General features: G+C 70.9%; 15 protein-coding genes. 6 read left to right on the top strand and 9 right to left on the bottom strand.

From position 1 onward, the window contains the following. Positions 1-87: 87 nt before the first annotated feature. Complete coding sequence (locus LXM64_RS02110; protein WP_234074436.1) at positions 88-720, bottom strand: TetR/AcrR family transcriptional regulator; 633 nt, start codon at positions 718-720, stop codon at positions 88-90. Positions 721-787: 67 nt separating this feature from the next. Between LXM64_RS02110 and LXM64_RS02115 the strand changes: the two genes are divergently transcribed. The 3 genes from LXM64_RS02115 to LXM64_RS02125 are packed head-to-tail and all read left to right on the top strand — an operon-like array spanning position 788 to position 3,881. Next, the gene (locus LXM64_RS02115) at positions 788-1,462 is read left to right on the top strand and encodes a class II aldolase/adducin family protein (protein WP_234074437.1); all 675 of its coding nucleotides are present in this window, start codon (positions 788-790) and stop codon (positions 1,460-1,462) included. Next, positions 1,459-2,277: an aminoglycoside phosphotransferase family protein gene (locus LXM64_RS02120; protein ID WP_234074438.1), complete on the top strand. Its 819-nt coding sequence runs from the start codon at positions 1,459-1,461 to the stop codon at positions 2,275-2,277. Before LXM64_RS02115 ends, LXM64_RS02120 begins: the two co-directional genes overlap by 4 nt. Next, positions 2,274-3,881 (top strand): glycerol-3-phosphate dehydrogenase/oxidase, encoded by a 1,608-nt coding sequence (locus tag LXM64_RS02125; protein ID WP_234074439.1) that lies wholly within the window; start codon positions 2,274-2,276, stop codon positions 3,879-3,881. The genes LXM64_RS02120 and LXM64_RS02125 overlap by 4 nt, the downstream gene beginning before the upstream one ends. A gap of 135 nt (positions 3,882-4,016) precedes the next feature. On the opposite strand, the gene LXM64_RS02130 is transcribed toward LXM64_RS02125, so the two are convergent. After that, entirely contained in the window at positions 4,017-5,000 is a 984-nt protein-coding gene (locus tag LXM64_RS02130; RefSeq protein WP_234074440.1) for an LLM class F420-dependent oxidoreductase, read from the bottom strand. A gap of 139 nt (positions 5,001-5,139) precedes the next feature. Continuing rightward, a complete protein-coding gene (coaBC, locus tag LXM64_RS02135) occupies positions 5,140-6,336 on the bottom strand; it encodes a bifunctional phosphopantothenoylcysteine decarboxylase/phosphopantothenate--cysteine ligase CoaBC (protein ID WP_234074441.1) in 1,197 nt (398 codons plus the stop codon). Positions 6,337-6,386: 50 nt separating this feature from the next. On the opposite strand from coaBC, the gene LXM64_RS02140 reads away from it, so the two are divergent. Continuing rightward, positions 6,387-7,112 (top strand): NRDE family protein, encoded by a 726-nt coding sequence (locus LXM64_RS02140; RefSeq protein ID WP_234074442.1) that lies wholly within the window; start codon positions 6,387-6,389, stop codon positions 7,110-7,112. 1 nt (position 7,113) lies between these two features. Here the strand turns inward: LXM64_RS02140 and LXM64_RS02145 are convergent, their stop codons facing one another. Further along, positions 7,114-7,440 (bottom strand): hypothetical protein, encoded by a 327-nt coding sequence (locus LXM64_RS02145; RefSeq protein ID WP_137418130.1) that lies wholly within the window; start codon positions 7,438-7,440, stop codon positions 7,114-7,116. A 73-nt stretch (positions 7,441-7,513) separates the two neighbouring features. On the opposite strand from LXM64_RS02145, the gene LXM64_RS02150 reads away from it, so the two are divergent. Together LXM64_RS02150 and LXM64_RS02155 are read left to right on the top strand one after the other, a co-directional pair. Continuing rightward, complete coding sequence (locus tag LXM64_RS02150; protein WP_137418129.1) at positions 7,514-7,828, top strand: ATP-dependent DNA ligase; 315 nt, start codon at positions 7,514-7,516, stop codon at positions 7,826-7,828. 91 nt (positions 7,829-7,919) lie between these two features. Then, the gene (locus LXM64_RS02155) at positions 7,920-8,057 is read left to right on the top strand and encodes a hypothetical protein (protein ID WP_234074443.1); all 138 of its coding nucleotides are present in this window, start codon (positions 7,920-7,922) and stop codon (positions 8,055-8,057) included. Here LXM64_RS02155 and LXM64_RS02160 read toward each other — a convergent pair. The 5 genes from LXM64_RS02160 to LXM64_RS02180 all read right to left on the bottom strand — a co-directional run bounded on the left by LXM64_RS02160 (position 8,035) and on the right by LXM64_RS02180 (position 15,051). Beyond that, positions 8,035-9,252 (bottom strand): alpha/beta hydrolase family protein, encoded by a 1,218-nt coding sequence (locus LXM64_RS02160; protein ID WP_234074444.1) that lies wholly within the window; start codon positions 9,250-9,252, stop codon positions 8,035-8,037. The two genes, LXM64_RS02155 and LXM64_RS02160, sit on opposite strands and share 23 nt — an antisense overlap. Before the next feature lie 35 nt (positions 9,253-9,287). Beyond that, positions 9,288-10,685: an aspartate aminotransferase family protein gene (locus LXM64_RS02165; RefSeq protein ID WP_234074445.1), complete on the bottom strand. Its 1,398-nt coding sequence runs from the start codon at positions 10,683-10,685 to the stop codon at positions 9,288-9,290. Positions 10,686-10,847: 162 nt separating this feature from the next. Next, the gene (locus LXM64_RS02170) at positions 10,848-13,148 is read right to left on the bottom strand and encodes a glycoside hydrolase family 3 N-terminal domain-containing protein (RefSeq protein ID WP_234074446.1); all 2,301 of its coding nucleotides are present in this window, start codon (positions 13,146-13,148) and stop codon (positions 10,848-10,850) included. Then, positions 13,148-14,041, bottom strand: a complete 894-nt coding sequence (locus LXM64_RS02175) for a carbohydrate ABC transporter permease (RefSeq protein ID WP_234074447.1) — start codon at positions 14,039-14,041, stop codon at positions 13,148-13,150. The genes LXM64_RS02170 and LXM64_RS02175 overlap by 1 nt, the downstream gene beginning before the upstream one ends. Further along, positions 14,038-15,051, bottom strand: coding sequence for a carbohydrate ABC transporter permease (locus LXM64_RS02180; protein WP_137418124.1), 1,014 nt, complete (start codon positions 15,049-15,051; stop codon positions 14,038-14,040). The genes LXM64_RS02175 and LXM64_RS02180 overlap by 4 nt, the downstream gene beginning before the upstream one ends. Positions 15,052-15,058 lie beyond the last annotated feature (7 nt).

The following is a 15,058-nucleotide window of genomic DNA, read 5'->3' on the forward strand; positions in this document are numbered from 1 at the left end:
GGCGCGCCGGGCGGGGGGAGCCGAGCCGGGCGGGAGGAGCCGAGCCGGGCGGGGGAGGCGGGTCGGGCGAGAGGATGCGGGGCGGAGTCAGGGCTGGAGGTAGCGGCGCAGGAGCAGGCGCAACTCCTGCAGGGTCTGCTCCTGCGCGGCGGGCGGGGCGGCGAAGGCGTCGTGCAGCACGGCGTCGGCTGCGAGGAACGCGACGCGGGCGCGGGCCGTCGCATCCGTCTCGTCGTGGGTCAGTCCGCTGGCGTGGAGGAGGCGCGCGGCGGCCTCGGCCATCCGCTGCTTGTGCGCCGCGCGGTCGGCGTCGATGAGTCCCCCGGCCGAAGCGGTGCCGAGGGTGCGGACCGCGTCACGGTCGCGGTAGATCTCGGCCACCGCGTCGATCACATGTCCGACGGGATCGGAGGGCGGCGTGCTCGCGCGCGTCAGGACGACCGCGTCCTCGAGGAGGGCCTCGAGCCGTGCGTGGTACTCGGCGACGAGGGCGCGCACGATCGCGTCGCGATCGGGAAGGTACTGGTAGAGCGCGCCCACGCTGACTCCCGCGGCCTCGGCGACGCGCGGGAGCGTCAGGGCGGCGACGCCCTCGCGTGCCACGAGCTCGGATGCGGCCGCGAGTGCTCGCGCCACCTTCTCGCGTGAGCGCTGCTGACGCGGAGCGCGCTGCAGCGGGACGCGGTCCCAGTCCGGTTCCGTCGCAGCGAGAGATGTCACGAGTTCCGCATCCTTCCGCCAGAAACCAAACTTGACTTTGGTTTGTCCTCGCGGTCATGCTAGCGCCATGACAACGACGTCAGATATCTCAGCCGCGCGCGTCGCCGTGGCCGACGCCTCTCGATCCCTCGCCGAAGCGGGCCTCCTCGTCGGCACGGCCGGCAACGTCAGCATGCGCGTGGGAGAGCACGCCGCCGTCACGGCCACCGGCGCCGTGCTCGGCGAACTCACCCCGGAACAGGTCACGATCGTCGCCCTCGACGGCGAGGTCGTCGAGGGCGACTGGGCGCCCACGTCCGAGACGGCTCTGCATCTGGGCGTGCTGCGGCACGCGCCCGCGGATCAGGTCGGCGCGGTGGTCCACACCCACGCGCCGATGGCGACGAGCCTCTCGCTCGTGCTCGACGAGGTACCGGTGGTGCACTACCAGCAGCTGCTTCTGGGCGGACCGCTCCGGGTCGCCCCCTTCCACCCGTTCGGCAGCGTCGAGCTCGCGCAGGCCGTGGGAGCAGCCCTCGACGGGCGACTCGCCGCGCTCATGGCCAACCACGGCGCCGTCGCACTCGGGCGCGACCTCGTCCATGCGGTGGAGAACGCGCTGCTGACGGAGTGGATCTGCGACCTGTACTGGCACGCGCGCGCCATCGGGGAACCGCGGGCGCTCGACGCGGCGGCGCAGCACGCGGTGGTAGAAGCAGCCACGCGCCGTGGATACGGCCAGCCCCAGCGGGCCGAGCGATGAGCGTCGTCGGGTCGCGTCCGATCGCGCGCGGTCGGTCGGCCGAGGTGTTCGCGGACGGCGACGACCGCGTGGTCAAGCTGGCCTTCCCCGGTTTCGACGCGGCCGAGGTCGCGCAGGAGGTCGCCGCTTCGCGGCTCGCATACGAGCTCGGCATCACCCCGGTGCGCTGCCACGGCGGCGTCGAGGTGGATGGACGTCACGGCATCGTGTTCGACCGCATCGAGGGCGTCCCGCTCACGGCCGTGGCCGAGCGCAACATCCTGCGCCTGCCTCAGGTGGGCAGCACACTCGCGACCGAGCACCTGTTCGTCCACCGCGCGCGCACCGACCGGTTGCCGGATGTGCGCGAGCTCGCCGTCGCGCAGCTCGACACCCCGGCGCTCTCGGCCCTCACGCCGGCCGAACGGGATGCGGTCGCCCGCCGCATCCGTGCGCTCCCCGCCGGCGACGCGGTGCTGCACCTCGATTTCCATCCGCAGAACGTGTTCGTGCTGGCCGAACGGAACGTGGTCATCGACTGGCAGACGGCGGTCGCCGGCCAGCCCGCCGCCGACGTCGCCCTCACCCGTCTGCTATTCCGCGAGGCGGAGCTCTTCCCTGGCACATCCGCGCCGATGCGTGTCGTCTACGGAGCCGTGCGCCGCATCCTCCTGCGTTTCTACCTGCGGTCCTACCTGCGCGCGGGAACCGTCAGCGTCGCGGACCTCGACCGGTGGGACATCGCCGCGCGCGTGCTGCGGCTGGGGCTTCTGAACATCCCCTCCGAGCGCGAGCGCATGATCGCCGGCATCCGCGCCGACCTGGCGGCGGAATGAGCCTGCGGCGAGCACTGCCCGGCGGTGCGGTCGATGTGCTGGTCGTCGGCGGCGGGATCACCGGCGTCGCGACGGCCTACGAGGCCGCCAGCCGAGGACTGTCGGTCGCGCTCGTCGAGGCGGGCGATCTCGGTGGCGCCACGAGTGCAGCCACCGGCAAGCTCATCCACGGCGGGCTGCGGTACCTCAAGAACCTGGAGGTGCGTCTGGTTCGCGAGTCTCTCGCCGAGCGGCGCACTCTGCTCTCCATCGCACCGCACCTCGTGCGCCCGATCGGCATGGTGCTGCCCGAGCCGGGACTCATCGAGCACCTGGGCCTGACCGCGTACGACGTGCTGTCGTTCGACCGCAATCGGATCGCGGATGCGGCCGCGCACATCCCCCGGCACCGGTCGCTGTCAGCAGCCGAGCTCGTCGACCGGGGCCTCGGATGGATGCGGCACGGCATCCTCTACTACGACGCGATGATGCTCTCGCCCGAGCGTCTCACCCTCGCGTTCGCCGAGGCGGCCGCCTCCCATCGCGCGACCATCTCGACCTACACGCGTGCGACGCGCCTGCTGGTGCGCGCGGGACGCGTGGTCGGCGCCGAGGTGCACGATGCCGTCTCGGACGAGACCACGGAGATCGCCGCCACGGTGACGATCGATGCGACCGGCTCGTTCTCCCACGACTTCCTCGCCCAGACCCCGCTGCTGCGCGAAGCCATCGGCCCGGCGCCCGCGGTGCGCTCCGAGGGCATCTATCTCGTCACCCGCCGCCTCGGCGAGACGATGGTGCTCACGGTGTCGTCCGGCGGGCACTTCAGCGTCGCGCCCTGGCGGGATCGGAGCCTGATCGGACCCACCGAGACCCCGTACACCGGCCCGGTCGACGAGTGGCGGATCACGCGGGGCGCGATCGAGCGGTTCATCGCCGAGATCAACGCGGGCGCGAAGCTCCCGGAGCCCCTGGCGCTCGACGACGTCACCGCCGCGTACGGCGGCCTGCGTCCGCTCGCGGAGTCGGCAGGCACCGACACGTACCGGGCCTCCCGCGCATCCGATCTCGTCGATCACGCGCGTCACGGGGTGTCCGGCCTGCTGTCGGCGCTCGGCGGGAAGTACACGACCTCCCGCGCGTTCGCCCAGCAGATCGTCGACAGGCTGGCGGGTCACGGCCTGCGTCCCGCGCCCTCGGCCACGGCGACGACGCCGCTTCCGGGTGGGGATGTCGACGACGTGACGGCCGCGCAGGCCGTGCTGCGCCGGGATGCGGCGGGGTTCGGACTCGCGGCGGATACGGCAGACGTGCTCTTCGCTCACTACGGCAGCCGTGCGCGTTCCGTGCTGGCGCTGGCCGCATCCGATCCGCGTCTCGCCGAGCGCGCCACCTCCGACGGCGAACCGCTCGCCGCCGTCGCGTGGGCCGTGCGCCATGAGGCGCCCGAGCACCTGACCGATGTTCTGCTGCGGCGCACCGGCATCGGACGCCTCCAGGATCCGGGCGAGCGCATCCTCGGCCTGTCCGCGGACATCATGGCCGAGGCCCGCGGCTGGAGCCCCGAGCGCACCGCGGCGGAGCGGGACGCGGCTCGCACCGCCGTCCGCCTGCCCGTCGACTGACCGCCCAGGCTCGCGAGTACCGCGACATCTGCACGACCCGTGGTGCAGAAGGGGACTGGAGGGAAGGATGCGGCGCCGGCCGGCCGGTCGGCCGTGCACATGTCTCCGCACGGCCGGCCCGCACCCCGGCCCGGATCAGAGTGCCCGGAGCTTCTCCAGCAGGGGAGCGGCGACCTCGGCGACGAAACGCTCCTGCTGCGCGTCGCCGATCTGGACGACGGCGACGTCGGTGAAGCCGGCATCCAGGAACGGCCGCACGCTCTCGGCGAGCTCGTCGAGGTCCGGTCCGCAGGCGATCGAGTCCGCGACGTCCTCCGGCCGGACGAACTGGGACGCGGCCGCGAACCCGGCGGGCGTCGGCAGGTCGGCGTTGACGCCCCAGCCGCCGCCGAACCAGCGGAACTCGTCGTGTGCGCGGGCGATGGCCGTCTCGCGGTCCGGGTCCCAGCTGATCGGGATCTGACCGATCTTGCGGCTCTCGCCGGACTCCGACCCGCCCGCCGGGTGCTTGTCGTCCCACGCCTTCACGAGGTCCGCGTCCGGCTCGACGGCGATGAGGTGGTCGGAGAGGTCGACGAACTTCTCGATGGAGCTGTCGCCCGACACCGCGACCCCGATGGGCACGCCGCCGTCGGGGTTGTCCCAGATGCGGGCGGAGTCGACCCGGAAGTACTGGCCGTCGTAGGTGACGAGCTCGCCGGTGTGCAGAGCCCGGATGATCTCGATCGCCTCGACGAGCATGTCCTGGCGCATCTGCACGGCAGGCCACCCCTCGCCCACGACGTGCTCGTTGAGGTTCTCGCCCGAGCCGAGGCCGAGCGTGAAGCGTCCCTCGGAGAGCAGCTGCAGCGTGGCGGCCTTCTGAGCGACGATCGTCGGGTGGTAGCGCATCGTCGGGCAGGTGACGTAGGTCATCAGCTCGACGCGGCTCGTCGCCTGCGCGACGGCTCCCAGCACGGTCCACGCGTGGGGCGCGTGTCCCTGGCTCGTCAGCCAGGGCGAGAAGTGGTCGCTGGAGACGAGGAAGTCGAATCCCGCCTCCTCCGCGCCGGAGGCGTAGCGCACGAGCTCGCGCGGTCCGCTCTGCTCGGTCATGAGGGTGTAACCGAAACGTGTCATCGCATCGTCCTTCCGTGAGGGGTGTCAGCGACGTTAGGCCCCGCAGTGCCTCTCACTCCGGGCCTTGCGCCGAGGCCCCGGATGCGGCAGGCGCCGATGGCCTCGACGGATCGCTCGGTGCCCGAGGGCTGTGCTCTGATCAGCGCAGGCTGAGCACCGCATCCCAGACGGCGTCGGCGACTGCGCGCTTCGAGCCGGAGGTCTCGGTCTCGGAGCCCTCCGTCAGCAGCAGCGCGGCGTTCTCCTCGGACTCGAATCCCTCGCTCCAGCCGACGCGGTTGACGACGAGCAGATCGGCGTCCTTGCGCTCTCGCTTGCGGCGCCCGCGCTCACGTAGCTCGTCGCCGGATGCGGTCTCCGCGGCGAATCCGACGATGGTCTGGCCGGGTCGGCGTGCACGGGCGAGTCCCGCCAGGACGTCGGGATTCTCTACGAGCCGCAGTGTCAGGGTGCCGTCGCCGCCCTCCTTCGTGAGCTTCGTGTCGGCGACCTCGCTCACGCGGTAGTCCGACACCGCGGCGGCCATCACGACGACATCCGCGACGGACGCGGCCGCCACGACCGCATCCTGCAGCTCTGCGGTCGTGCCCACGTGCGAGATGTGGATGCGGGGGTGGGAGGCGGCCGAAGCGAGCACAGCCGCCTCCACGTGCGCGGCGACGAGATCGACCTCGGCTCCGCGGTCGGCGGCGGCCAGGGCAAGGGCGATGCCTTGCCTCCCGCTCGAGCGGTTGCCGATGAAGCGCACCGGGTCGAGCGGTTCGCGCGTGCCGCCCGCGCTCACGAGCACCCGTAGTCCTTCGAGGTCGGGTGCGGTCACGGCGCCGAGGGCCGTGCGCAGGATGTCCGCCGGCTCGCTCATCCGGCCGGGTCCGCTGTCGCCGCCGGTGAGGAGCCCGTCATCGGGGCCGACGACGATCACGCCGCGGCTGCGCAGGGTCGCCATGTTGGCGGTCGTCGCGGGGTGGCGCCACATCTCGGTGTGCATCGCCGGGGCGATGACCACCGGGGCGGTTGTCGCGAGCAGCGTCGTGCCGAGAAGGTCGTCGGCGATGCCGGCGGCCATCTTGGCGATGGTGTTCGCGGTGGCGGGTGCGACGATCACGAGATCCGCCTGCTGTCCGAGGGAGACGTGGCGTACACGTGCGACATCGTCGTGCACCGAGGTGGTGACCGGGTTGCGGCTGAGGGCCTCCCAGGTCGGTAGGCCCACGAACCGGAGGGCATCGGCCGTGGGGACGACGTGGACCTCGTGGCCCGCGCGAACGAGGTCGCGCACCAGATGTACCGTCTTGTATGCGGCGATGCCGCCCGTGACTGCGACGACGACGAACATGTGTCGATTGTCGCATCCGGTCCCGCCGCCCGAAGGAGACCGTTCCGCCGATGTGCACCGTGATCGTCCGCGTGCCCGAGGACGCGAGTGAGCCCACGCGCGTCGTGGCCATCCGCGACGAGGACCCGAATCGTCCCTGGAACCGGCTGGGACCCTGGTGGCCCGACACCTACCCGGGCGTCATCGGGGTGCACGACGTGCGAGCCGGCGGCGCGTGGCTCGCGGCCGATCCCGCCGCATCCCGGCTGGCGGTCCTGCTGAACCGCGCCGACACCTCACCTCTCGCGGACGACGCGGTCACCTCTCGTGGCGTGCTGCCGCTGGAGGCGGTGGCGGGCCGTGTGCCTGAGGATGCGCCGCCGACGCGAGGCTTCAACCTGCTGGATGTCTCGCGGGCCGGCGCTCGAGTCATCTCGTGGGACGGCGAAGCGCTGCGCGAGAGCATGCTGAGCCCCGGCACCCACATGATCGCTCACGACGACCTCGACGATCCGCGCACCGCGCGCATCACCCACTGGCTGCCGCAGTTCGCCGCGGTGGCCGACGAGGAATCCGGCGACGGCTGGTGGCGCACCTGGCTCGAGGTCATCGAGCGCAGCGCGGAGCTGGAGGCGACGGACGACCGCGCGCTCATCCGCGATCATCGCCATCTGGGTATCCCGACGCTGTCGCTGCTCGTGTGCGTGGCGAGTGTCGGGGGAGAGGATGGAGTGGACGTCCGCTACGCGGACCTTCCCTCGCCGGGACACTGGGGGCCGCTCACCCCGACCGTCTGAGTCAGGATGCCGTGGGGGCGGGGTGGGTGTCGAAGTGCTCGGCAACGAGCATGATGCCGCCCGACGAGTTGGCGGAGTTGGCCAGCTCCTCGACCCATTCGCGGCTGAGCATGGCCGGCTCCGGGTCGTCGAAGACGAAGCGCAGCGGAATCGACGGATGCAGCCACAGCGTGCTGCGGCCCCGCGGCTGGTCGTCGGGATGCCGCCACGACAGCGTGAAGCTCTCACCGCGGCGGAGCTTGGTCGCGATGACGACCTTGAGATGCGCGAGAGCACGATCCTCGATGTGGATCGGCGTGCTGCCGCCGCCGTAGTAGATGGTTCCCATGCGCACACCCTAATCCCGACCCATCGGTAACGGGAGGTCATGGCATCCGGGCCGCGCTGGTTATGCTCGTACCGTGGGCCGATTCATTTACGACACCGCCTCGAACGCCGTCGAGATCGAGGACAGGACTCTCGCGCATCTGCGCATCGTCGTGATGAACAAGCTGCGCCGCGGCGAGCCCTTCATGTTCGACGTGGAGGTGGGCGACGGCAGCGGTCGCCGCAGCTTCTGGGTGCACCCCTCGGTGCCGATGCAGTTCCACTTCTATGGTTCGCGTCAGCCGAAGATCAACCGCGCCTGGGTCGAAGACCTCATGCTCGCCGCATCCGGCCCGCACGGGCTCTCGATCGTGCCGGAGCCGGCCGACGAGCCCGTCGACCACGGCTGAGAAGTCCTACGGCGCCCTGCGCGGGCTGTCAAGGGTGCCCTGGGTCGTCTCGCGGATGCGGCAGGCTTGTCTTCCGCAGGAGGTGAGGCCGATGCGCCCCCGCGACGAGAACCCTCAGCCCGATTCACCCGAGGGCCCGCTGTTCGACAGCGTGCCGGGCATCGACGTCGTGGACGGCGAGCTCCTGCCGCGAACCGATGGGCCGGTCACTCCCGGATCGTCGCGCTGATCCAATCCAGCACGCGCTCGTGCACGAGCGTCCTCGCCAGAGGCTCGCAATGTCCGTCCGCGCCCTCGGCCGCGGTGAAGCGCGCCAGACGCGAGACGTCCGGCGTCATGGCGGCGAGTCTCTCCGACTGACCCGGCCAGAACTGCTCACCCTCGGGCGAGGTGATCAGCAGCGGCGTGTCGATGCGCGCAGCCTCGGCCTCCGACAGGGCGAACTCCCGGATGCGGCGGATCACCGCGGCGTACCCGCCGCGTCCGACCGGGCGTGCTCGGAACGCCCACGTCGACGCGAGATCGACGGAGAATCGCATTCCGAGAGCCATATCGCGGTCGAACTGCGCATCCTTTCCCTCGTCGAGGAGTCTGCGGAGCGTCGCCGGTAAGTGGTCCGTCCACGACGTCGACACGTCGACGACGCCGGGATCGACGACGGCGGCCGCGAAACGGTGCTCGCCGGAGAGCGCCCGCGGCACCCAGTAGCCCCCTTGGCTGATGCCCCATGCGACGATGCGCTGCTCGTCGACGTAGCGGTGGCCCGCGAGCTCGTCGACGACGGGTGCCAGCACATTCTCCCAGTCCGGACGGAACGGGACGCCGTGCAGGAACAGCAAGGACTGCTGGCCGGGACCGTCGAAGACGTAGGCGTGAAATCCCCGCGCGAGGGCGGCGGCGACCCCCGTGCCCCACAGTGAGCTGATCGACCCGTCACTGCCGTTGACGAAGACGAGCGTCGGGCGGGGACCCGCCGCATCCGCGTGGAACAGGTAGCCGGGCATCGCGGTGCCGTCGAGCGGAACGTCGATCCGGCTCATGCGCACGCCCGCATCCGCGGCGAACGCGTCCCATGCGGAGCGGTGGGCGGAGAACAGGGACGCGGCTCGGTCCTCGTCGTCGGCGGCGGATGCGGCGTCCACCGCGACCGCGAGGTAGTTCGCCGCGCGCAGCGATGCCCCGCGCGCCGTGTCGGCGCGACCGTCGGCGGCCGCATCCTGCGCGTCCCGCGCGACGCGTTCCCCGAGCGCCTGCCAGGCCGACAGCCACGCCCCTGCATCCTTCGCCTTCACATCGCCGACGGCCGCGAGGACCTCGCCGATGTCCGCGCCGCCGGAGGGTGCGAGGCCGAGTACGCAGCGCACCGTGAAGTCACGGTCGGCGGACCGCGCGAACGGAGCGGCGAAGACACTGGTGTGCGACATGATCCCCCCGGATCGTCTTTGTGTCCGACAGTGTGTCAGAGGTGCTGCCAGGCCTCGGTGAGCACACCGCGCAGGATCTGCTCGATCTCGTCGAACTCCGCCGGTCCGATCGTGAGCGGCGGCGCGAGCTGGATCACGGGATCCCCGCGGTCGTCCGCGCGGCAGTAGAGTCCTGCGTCGTACAGCGCCTTGGAGAGGAACCCCCGGAGCAGCCGTTCCGACTCGGCTTCGTCGAACGTCTGCTTGGTCGTCTTGTCCTTCACGAGTTCGATGCCGAAGAAGTACCCGGCACCGCGGACGTCTCCCACGATCGGCAGATCCGTCAGCTGCTCGAGGGCGGCGCGGAAGAGGGGGGAGTTCTCGCGGACGTGCGCGTTGAGCTGCTCCTCCTCGAAGATGTCGAGGTTCTCGAGCGCGACCGCGGCCGACACAGGATGCCCCGCGAAGGTGTATCCGTGCGCGAAGCTGGTCGTTCCCGTGGCGAACGGCTCGTAGATGCGGTCGCTGACGATCGTGCCGCCGAGCGGGGAGTAGCCGCTGGTGACCGCTTTGGCGAAGGTGATCATGTCGGGCTGGTAGCCGAAGGCGTCGGCGGCGAAGTACTCGCCGACGCGGCCGAACGCGCAGATGACCTCGTCGCTGACGAGCAGCACGTCGTACGCGTCGCAGATCTCACGCACGCGCGCGAAGTAGCCGGGCGGGGGCGGGAAGCACCCACCCGAGTTCTGTACCGGCTCGAGGAAGACGGCGGCGACCGTGTCGGGGCCCTCGAACAGGATCATCTCCTCGATCCGGTCCGCCGCCCATCGGCCGAACTCCTCTTCCGAGGTGCCGGGGAAGCCCATCTCGGCAGCACGGTAGAAGTTCGTGTTGGGAACGCGGAAGCCGCCCGGTGTGACCGGCTCGAACATCTGCTTCATGCCGGGAAGGCCCGTGACGGCGAGTGCCCCCTGCGGAGTCCCGTGGTAGGCGATGGCGCGGGAGATCACCTTGTGTTTGCCGGGCTTGCCGACGAGTTTCCAGTAGTTCTTGGCGAGCTTGAACGCCGTCTCGACCGCCTCGCCGCCCCCCGTGGAGAAGAAGACGTGGTTCAGATCGCCCGGGGCGAGATCCGCGAGCCGGTCCGCGAGCTCGATCGCCGCCGGATGCGCGTACGACCAGATCGGGAAGAAGGCGAGCTGTTCGGCCTGACGTGCGCCCGCCTGTGCGAGGCGGCGCCGGCCGTGACCGGCGTTGACGACGAACAGGCCGGCGAGGCCGTCGATGTAGCGGCGCCCCGCCGCATCCCAGATGTGATGCCCCTCGCCGCGGACGATGATCGGGACGCCGTCGGGCGAGTCCATCGTGGACTGCCGGGCGAAGTGCATCCAGAGGTGGTCGCGCGCCTTGCTCTGCAGGTCGGCGATATCGAAGGGTGCGTGCTCAGGAGTCATGTCGGCGCCTCTCGTTGCGCCCGACGATACTCCCGACGCCGGCCAAACTGTACCCGCCGGACGGTCCCCCTCTCTCGCCCGAGTCGCGTCGCGCGGACGGGCGCGAAGAGGCCGGCGCGCGATCTGTCCCCCCAGCGCGCGCCGGCCCGTCTCGTTCGGCGCCTACGACGTGATGCTCACCACCGTGAGCCGCTCGTCGCGCGCCGTGATCTCGTGCACCCCTCCCGCGAGGGTGGTGTCGGCGGCCGTCTCGCGCTCGTCGCAGGACGGTCCGACCCAGACCTCGAGGGCGCCGGGTTCGACCACCCGGCGATAGCCGCGGTCGGAGAAGGCGAGCCGCGCGGCGGGGACGGCGAACTCGACCGTCGCGCGCTCGCCGGCGGCCAGCGCGACGCGGGCGTAGCCGACGAGCTGCGCGACCGGGCGCGTCACGGAGGCGACCGGGTCGTGCGTGTACAACTGCACCACGTCGACGCCGGAGCGGTCGCCCACGTTCTCGACCACGACGCGCGCCGTGAACCCGCCCGCGGTGCTCGCGTCCGCATCCACCTCGAGGTCGCGGTGCGCGAAGCGCGTATAGGAGAGGCCGAAGCCGAACGGACGCACCGGGGTGCTGTCCGCGCTCGTGATCTCGTTCGCCGCGCCCAGCAGCGGATGCAGGTAGCTGTAGGGCTGTGCGCCCGCCGACCGGGGCAGCGAGACGGGCAGCCGACCCGACGGCGCCGAATCCCCGGCGAGAAGGGACGCCAAGGCAGTGGCACCCTCCTCACCGGGGAAGAATGACTGCAGCACGGCGGCCGGCGCGGTCTCGCCCTCGAGTGCCCAATCGATCGCGTAGGGGCGGCCCGACAGCACCACGAGGACGACGGGTGTTCCGGTGGCGACGATGCGCTCGACCAGCTCCCGCTGTACGCCGGGCAGCTCGAGCGACTCGACGTCGTTGCCCTCGCCGACCGTCCCCCGGCCGAAGAGCCCGGCGCGGTCGCCCACCGCGACGATCGCCACCTCCGCGTCGCGCGCGGCGTCGATCGCCGCGGTGAAGCCGGCGCGGTCCTCGCCTTCGACGCCGCACCCCTCGGCGACATCGAAGGACGCCCCGGGGTAGCGCGCGACCAGCGCCTCGCGCACCGACGGGATCTCGAATCCCATCGGCACACCAGGATGGTGCGCCAGCACGTGGTTGGCGAAGGAGTAGCAGCCCATCAGTGCCGAGGCCGCATCCGCGTTCGGCCCGATCAGTGCGATCCGCGACGGCTCGGCGAGCGGCAGGATGCCGTCGTTGGAGAGCAGCACGATCGACTCGTCGGCCAGGCGGCGCGCGAGCGCCCGGTGGCGGGGGGTGTCGAGATCGACGGATGCGGGTGCCGGCTCCTCGAAGGTGGCATCGAGCAGGCCGAGCTCCTCCTTCTGGGTGAGAACCCGCAGCACCGCGCGATCGACGTCTTCGATGGGGACCCGGCCGTCGCGGACGCGCTGTGCGAGCGGCTCCGTGTATGCGTCACCGGTGGGCAGCTCCACGTCGATGCCCGCGGCGAGCGCGAGCGCCGCCGCCTCACCGCGATCGGCGGCGATCTTGTGCATCGTCTCGAGGAACGCGACGGAGAAGTAGTCCGAGACCACGACGCCGTCGAAGCCCCACTCCTCGCGCAGCAGCCCCGTCAGCAGCTCGGCGGATGCGGCCACCGGCACACCGTCGATGTCGGCGTACGAGTTCATGACGCTGCGCGCCCCGCCGTCGCGGACGGCCATCTCGAACGGCGGCAGGAAGACGTCCTGCAGTTCGCGGCGCCCGGCGTGCACGGGGGCGTGGTTACGGCCCGCCTGCGAGGCCGAGTAGGCCGCGAAGTGCTTGAGGGTCGCGTGCACGCCCGCATCCTGCAGCCCCCGGACGTACGCGGTGCCGACGGTGCCGACGAGGTAGGGATCCTCGCCGATGCACTCGTCGACGCGCCCCCAGCGCGGGTCGCGGACGACGTCGAGCACGGGCGCGAGGCCCTGATGGATGCCGAGTTCGCGCATCGACTCGCCGATCGCTTCGCCGACCTCGGCCACGAGCTGCGGATCGAACGCCGCGCCCCACGCGAGCGGGGTGGGGAACGTCGCCGCCTTCCACGCGGCCAGCCCCGTGAGGCATTCCTCGTGCACGATCGCGGGGATGCCCAGACGCGTCTGCTCCCGCAGCCGGCGCTGCTCGGACCACAGCCATTCGGCGCGCTCGACCGGGTCGACCGGACGTGTGCCGTAGACGCGGGTGAGGTGCCCGATGCCGTGCACCGACGCATCCGCGTACCGCGTGGAGCCGGCCATCTCGCCCGCCATCGGTGCCACGACCTCGTCGCCCTGGTCGATCCAGAATCCGACGAGCTGCGCGAGCTTCTCGTCGAGGGTCATGCGCCCGAGCAGATCGACGACGCGCGAGCTGGGGGCGGCGGCGGACACGGCCGCATCCTGTTCGAGCGACATCAGCCCTTCACCGCCCCGGTCAGACCGCCGACGATACGACGCTCGAAGAGGCTGAAGAACACGAGGGCGGGGATCATCGACAGCGAGGTGAACGCGAGCACCTTGGCCGTGTCGACCGAGTACTGCGACGCGAACGCCTGCGTACCCAGCGGCAGCGTGAAGGACGCCTCGTTGTTGAGGATGAACAGCGGGAGCATGTAGGAGTTCCAACTCTGGACGAAGACGAGGATGCCGACGGTGATGATGCCGGGCACCGCGAGCGGGACGACCATGCGCCAGAAGAAGCCGAGGCGCGAGCATCCGTCGATGGATGCGGCTTCCTGGAGCTCATGGGGGATCGCCGCGAGGAAGGGCACGAGGATGATGATCGTCATCGGGAGGCCGAAGGCGATCTGCGGCACGATGACGCCGGCGAGCGAGTTCATGAGTCCGAGGTCGCGCACCAGGATGTACAGGGGAGTGATCGCGACCGTCATCGGGAACATGAGTCCGGCGGTGAACAGCGCGTAGAACGCACCGCGTCCGCGGAAGTTGTACCGCGCCAGCGCGAAGGCCGCCATGAGCCCCAGGACGACCACGAACAGTGTCGTGGCGACGGCGGCGATGAGCGAGTTGCCCACCTGGCGCCAGAAGACGCCGCTGGCCAGCACGTTGACGTAGTTCTCCCAGTTCCACGTCGTCGGAAGGCCGGACGGGTCGAGGGTGATCTCGGAGTTCGTGCGGAACCCGCCGAAGATGATGTACGCGACGGGCGCCAGCATCAGGGCGACGAGCACCAGGGCGACGAAGTAGACGGCGAGGTTGGACGACTTCCGCTGGCCGGGAAGGCCGCTCGAGTGTCGGCGGGTCGGAGTGCGCCGGCCCGGGGTGACGACGGCAGCGGTGGCGGTCATCGGGCACCTCCCGTGATGGCGCCGGCGGTGTCGCGGCGCAGGACGAAGCGCTGGTAGAGCAGTGCGACCGCCAGCGAGATGAGGAACATGACCACCGCGACCGCGCTGCCGTAGCCGTAGCTGCCGGCGTTGCGCCCGTTGGCGACCATGTAGGTGGCCATGGTGGAGGTGCCCGCCGTCGAGGCGACGTACTGACCCCACACGATCCACACGAGGTCGAACAGCTGGAGCGATCCGATCACCGAGAGGAAGGCCCAGATCCGGATCGTCGGTCCCATGAGCGGCAGGACGATGTGGCGCTGGATCTGCCAGTACGACGCGCCGTCGATCGCGGCCGCCTCGGAGAGCTCCTCCGGGATGCCCTGGAGACCCGCGAGGAAGAGGATGACGGCGAAGCCGACGTACTTCCAGGTGATGATCACCATGAGGGTCCAGATCGCGAGCGAGGGGTTCGAGATCCAGTCGTTCGCGAGAGCGCCGAGACCGATCTTCTCGAGCAGCCCGTTCAGTGCACCGTTCGACTGCAGGAGCAGACCCCAGCCGAGGCCGACGACGACCTCGGAGATGACGTACGGCACGAAGATGAGCACGCGGATGAGGGACTGGAACCGCATCTTGCGGTTCAGCAGCAGTGCGAGTCCCAGAGCGAGCGGTCCCTGCATCACGAGCGACATGACGACGATGAAGCCGTTGTGGCCGAGGGCCTCGTGGAAGGCGGGGTCGGTGAGGATCGTGACGTAGTTGCGGATGCCGACGAAGTCGGTGGGGGCGCCATACCCCGACCAGCTGAAGAAGCCGTAGAACGCCGCCATCGCGACCGGGAAGATCACGAACGAGACGAAGACGATCAGGGCGGGGCCGAGGAGCAGGAGCAGCTCGGCGCGCAGGCGCCACCTGCCCCCGCGCCGGCGGGGCCGGGTGGGCGATGCCGCGGATGCGGCACCGCCCACCGGCGGAAGGCTGTCCGCCGCGTCAGCGACGGTACTCGCGTGTTCGCGAACGGAAGCCATCGTCATC

It is taken from the genome of Microbacterium binotii (genome assembly GCF_021398715.1).
GTDB classification, from domain to species: domain Bacteria; phylum Actinomycetota; class Actinomycetes; order Actinomycetales; family Microbacteriaceae; genus Microbacterium; species Microbacterium binotii_A.

Excerpts from the sequence above, each read along its gene's own strand:
- LXM64_RS02175 (WP_234074447.1), bottom strand. The coding sequence starts at position 14,041 with ATGACCGCCACCGCTGCCGTCGTCACCCCGGGCCGGCGCACTCCGACC.
- LXM64_RS02165 (WP_234074445.1), bottom strand. The coding sequence starts at position 10,685 with ATGACTCCTGAGCACGCACCCTTCGATATCGCCGACCTGCAGAGCAAG.
- coaBC (WP_234074441.1), bottom strand. The coding sequence starts at position 6,336 with ATGTTCGTCGTCGTCGCAGTCACGGGCGGCATCGCCGCATACAAGACG.
- LXM64_RS02115 (WP_234074437.1), top strand. The coding sequence starts at position 788 with ATGACAACGACGTCAGATATCTCAGCCGCGCGCGTCGCCGTGGCCGAC.
- LXM64_RS02180 (WP_137418124.1), bottom strand. The coding sequence starts at position 15,051 with ATGGCTTCCGTTCGCGAACACGCGAGTACCGTCGCTGACGCGGCGGAC.
- LXM64_RS02140 (WP_234074442.1), top strand. The coding sequence starts at position 6,387 with ATGTGCACCGTGATCGTCCGCGTGCCCGAGGACGCGAGTGAGCCCACG.
- LXM64_RS02130 (WP_234074440.1), bottom strand. The coding sequence starts at position 5,000 with ATGACACGTTTCGGTTACACCCTCATGACCGAGCAGAGCGGACCGCGC.
- LXM64_RS02145 (WP_137418130.1), bottom strand. The coding sequence starts at position 7,440 with ATGGGAACCATCTACTACGGCGGCGGCAGCACGCCGATCCACATCGAG.
- LXM64_RS02160 (WP_234074444.1), bottom strand. The coding sequence starts at position 9,252 with ATGTCGCACACCAGTGTCTTCGCCGCTCCGTTCGCGCGGTCCGCCGAC.
- LXM64_RS02155 (WP_234074443.1), top strand. The coding sequence starts at position 7,920 with ATGCGCCCCCGCGACGAGAACCCTCAGCCCGATTCACCCGAGGGCCCG.
- LXM64_RS02120 (WP_234074438.1), top strand. The coding sequence starts at position 1,459 with ATGAGCGTCGTCGGGTCGCGTCCGATCGCGCGCGGTCGGTCGGCCGAG.
- LXM64_RS02170 (WP_234074446.1), bottom strand. The coding sequence starts at position 13,148 with ATGTCGCTCGAACAGGATGCGGCCGTGTCCGCCGCCGCCCCCAGCTCG.
- LXM64_RS02125 (WP_234074439.1), top strand. The coding sequence starts at position 2,274 with ATGAGCCTGCGGCGAGCACTGCCCGGCGGTGCGGTCGATGTGCTGGTC.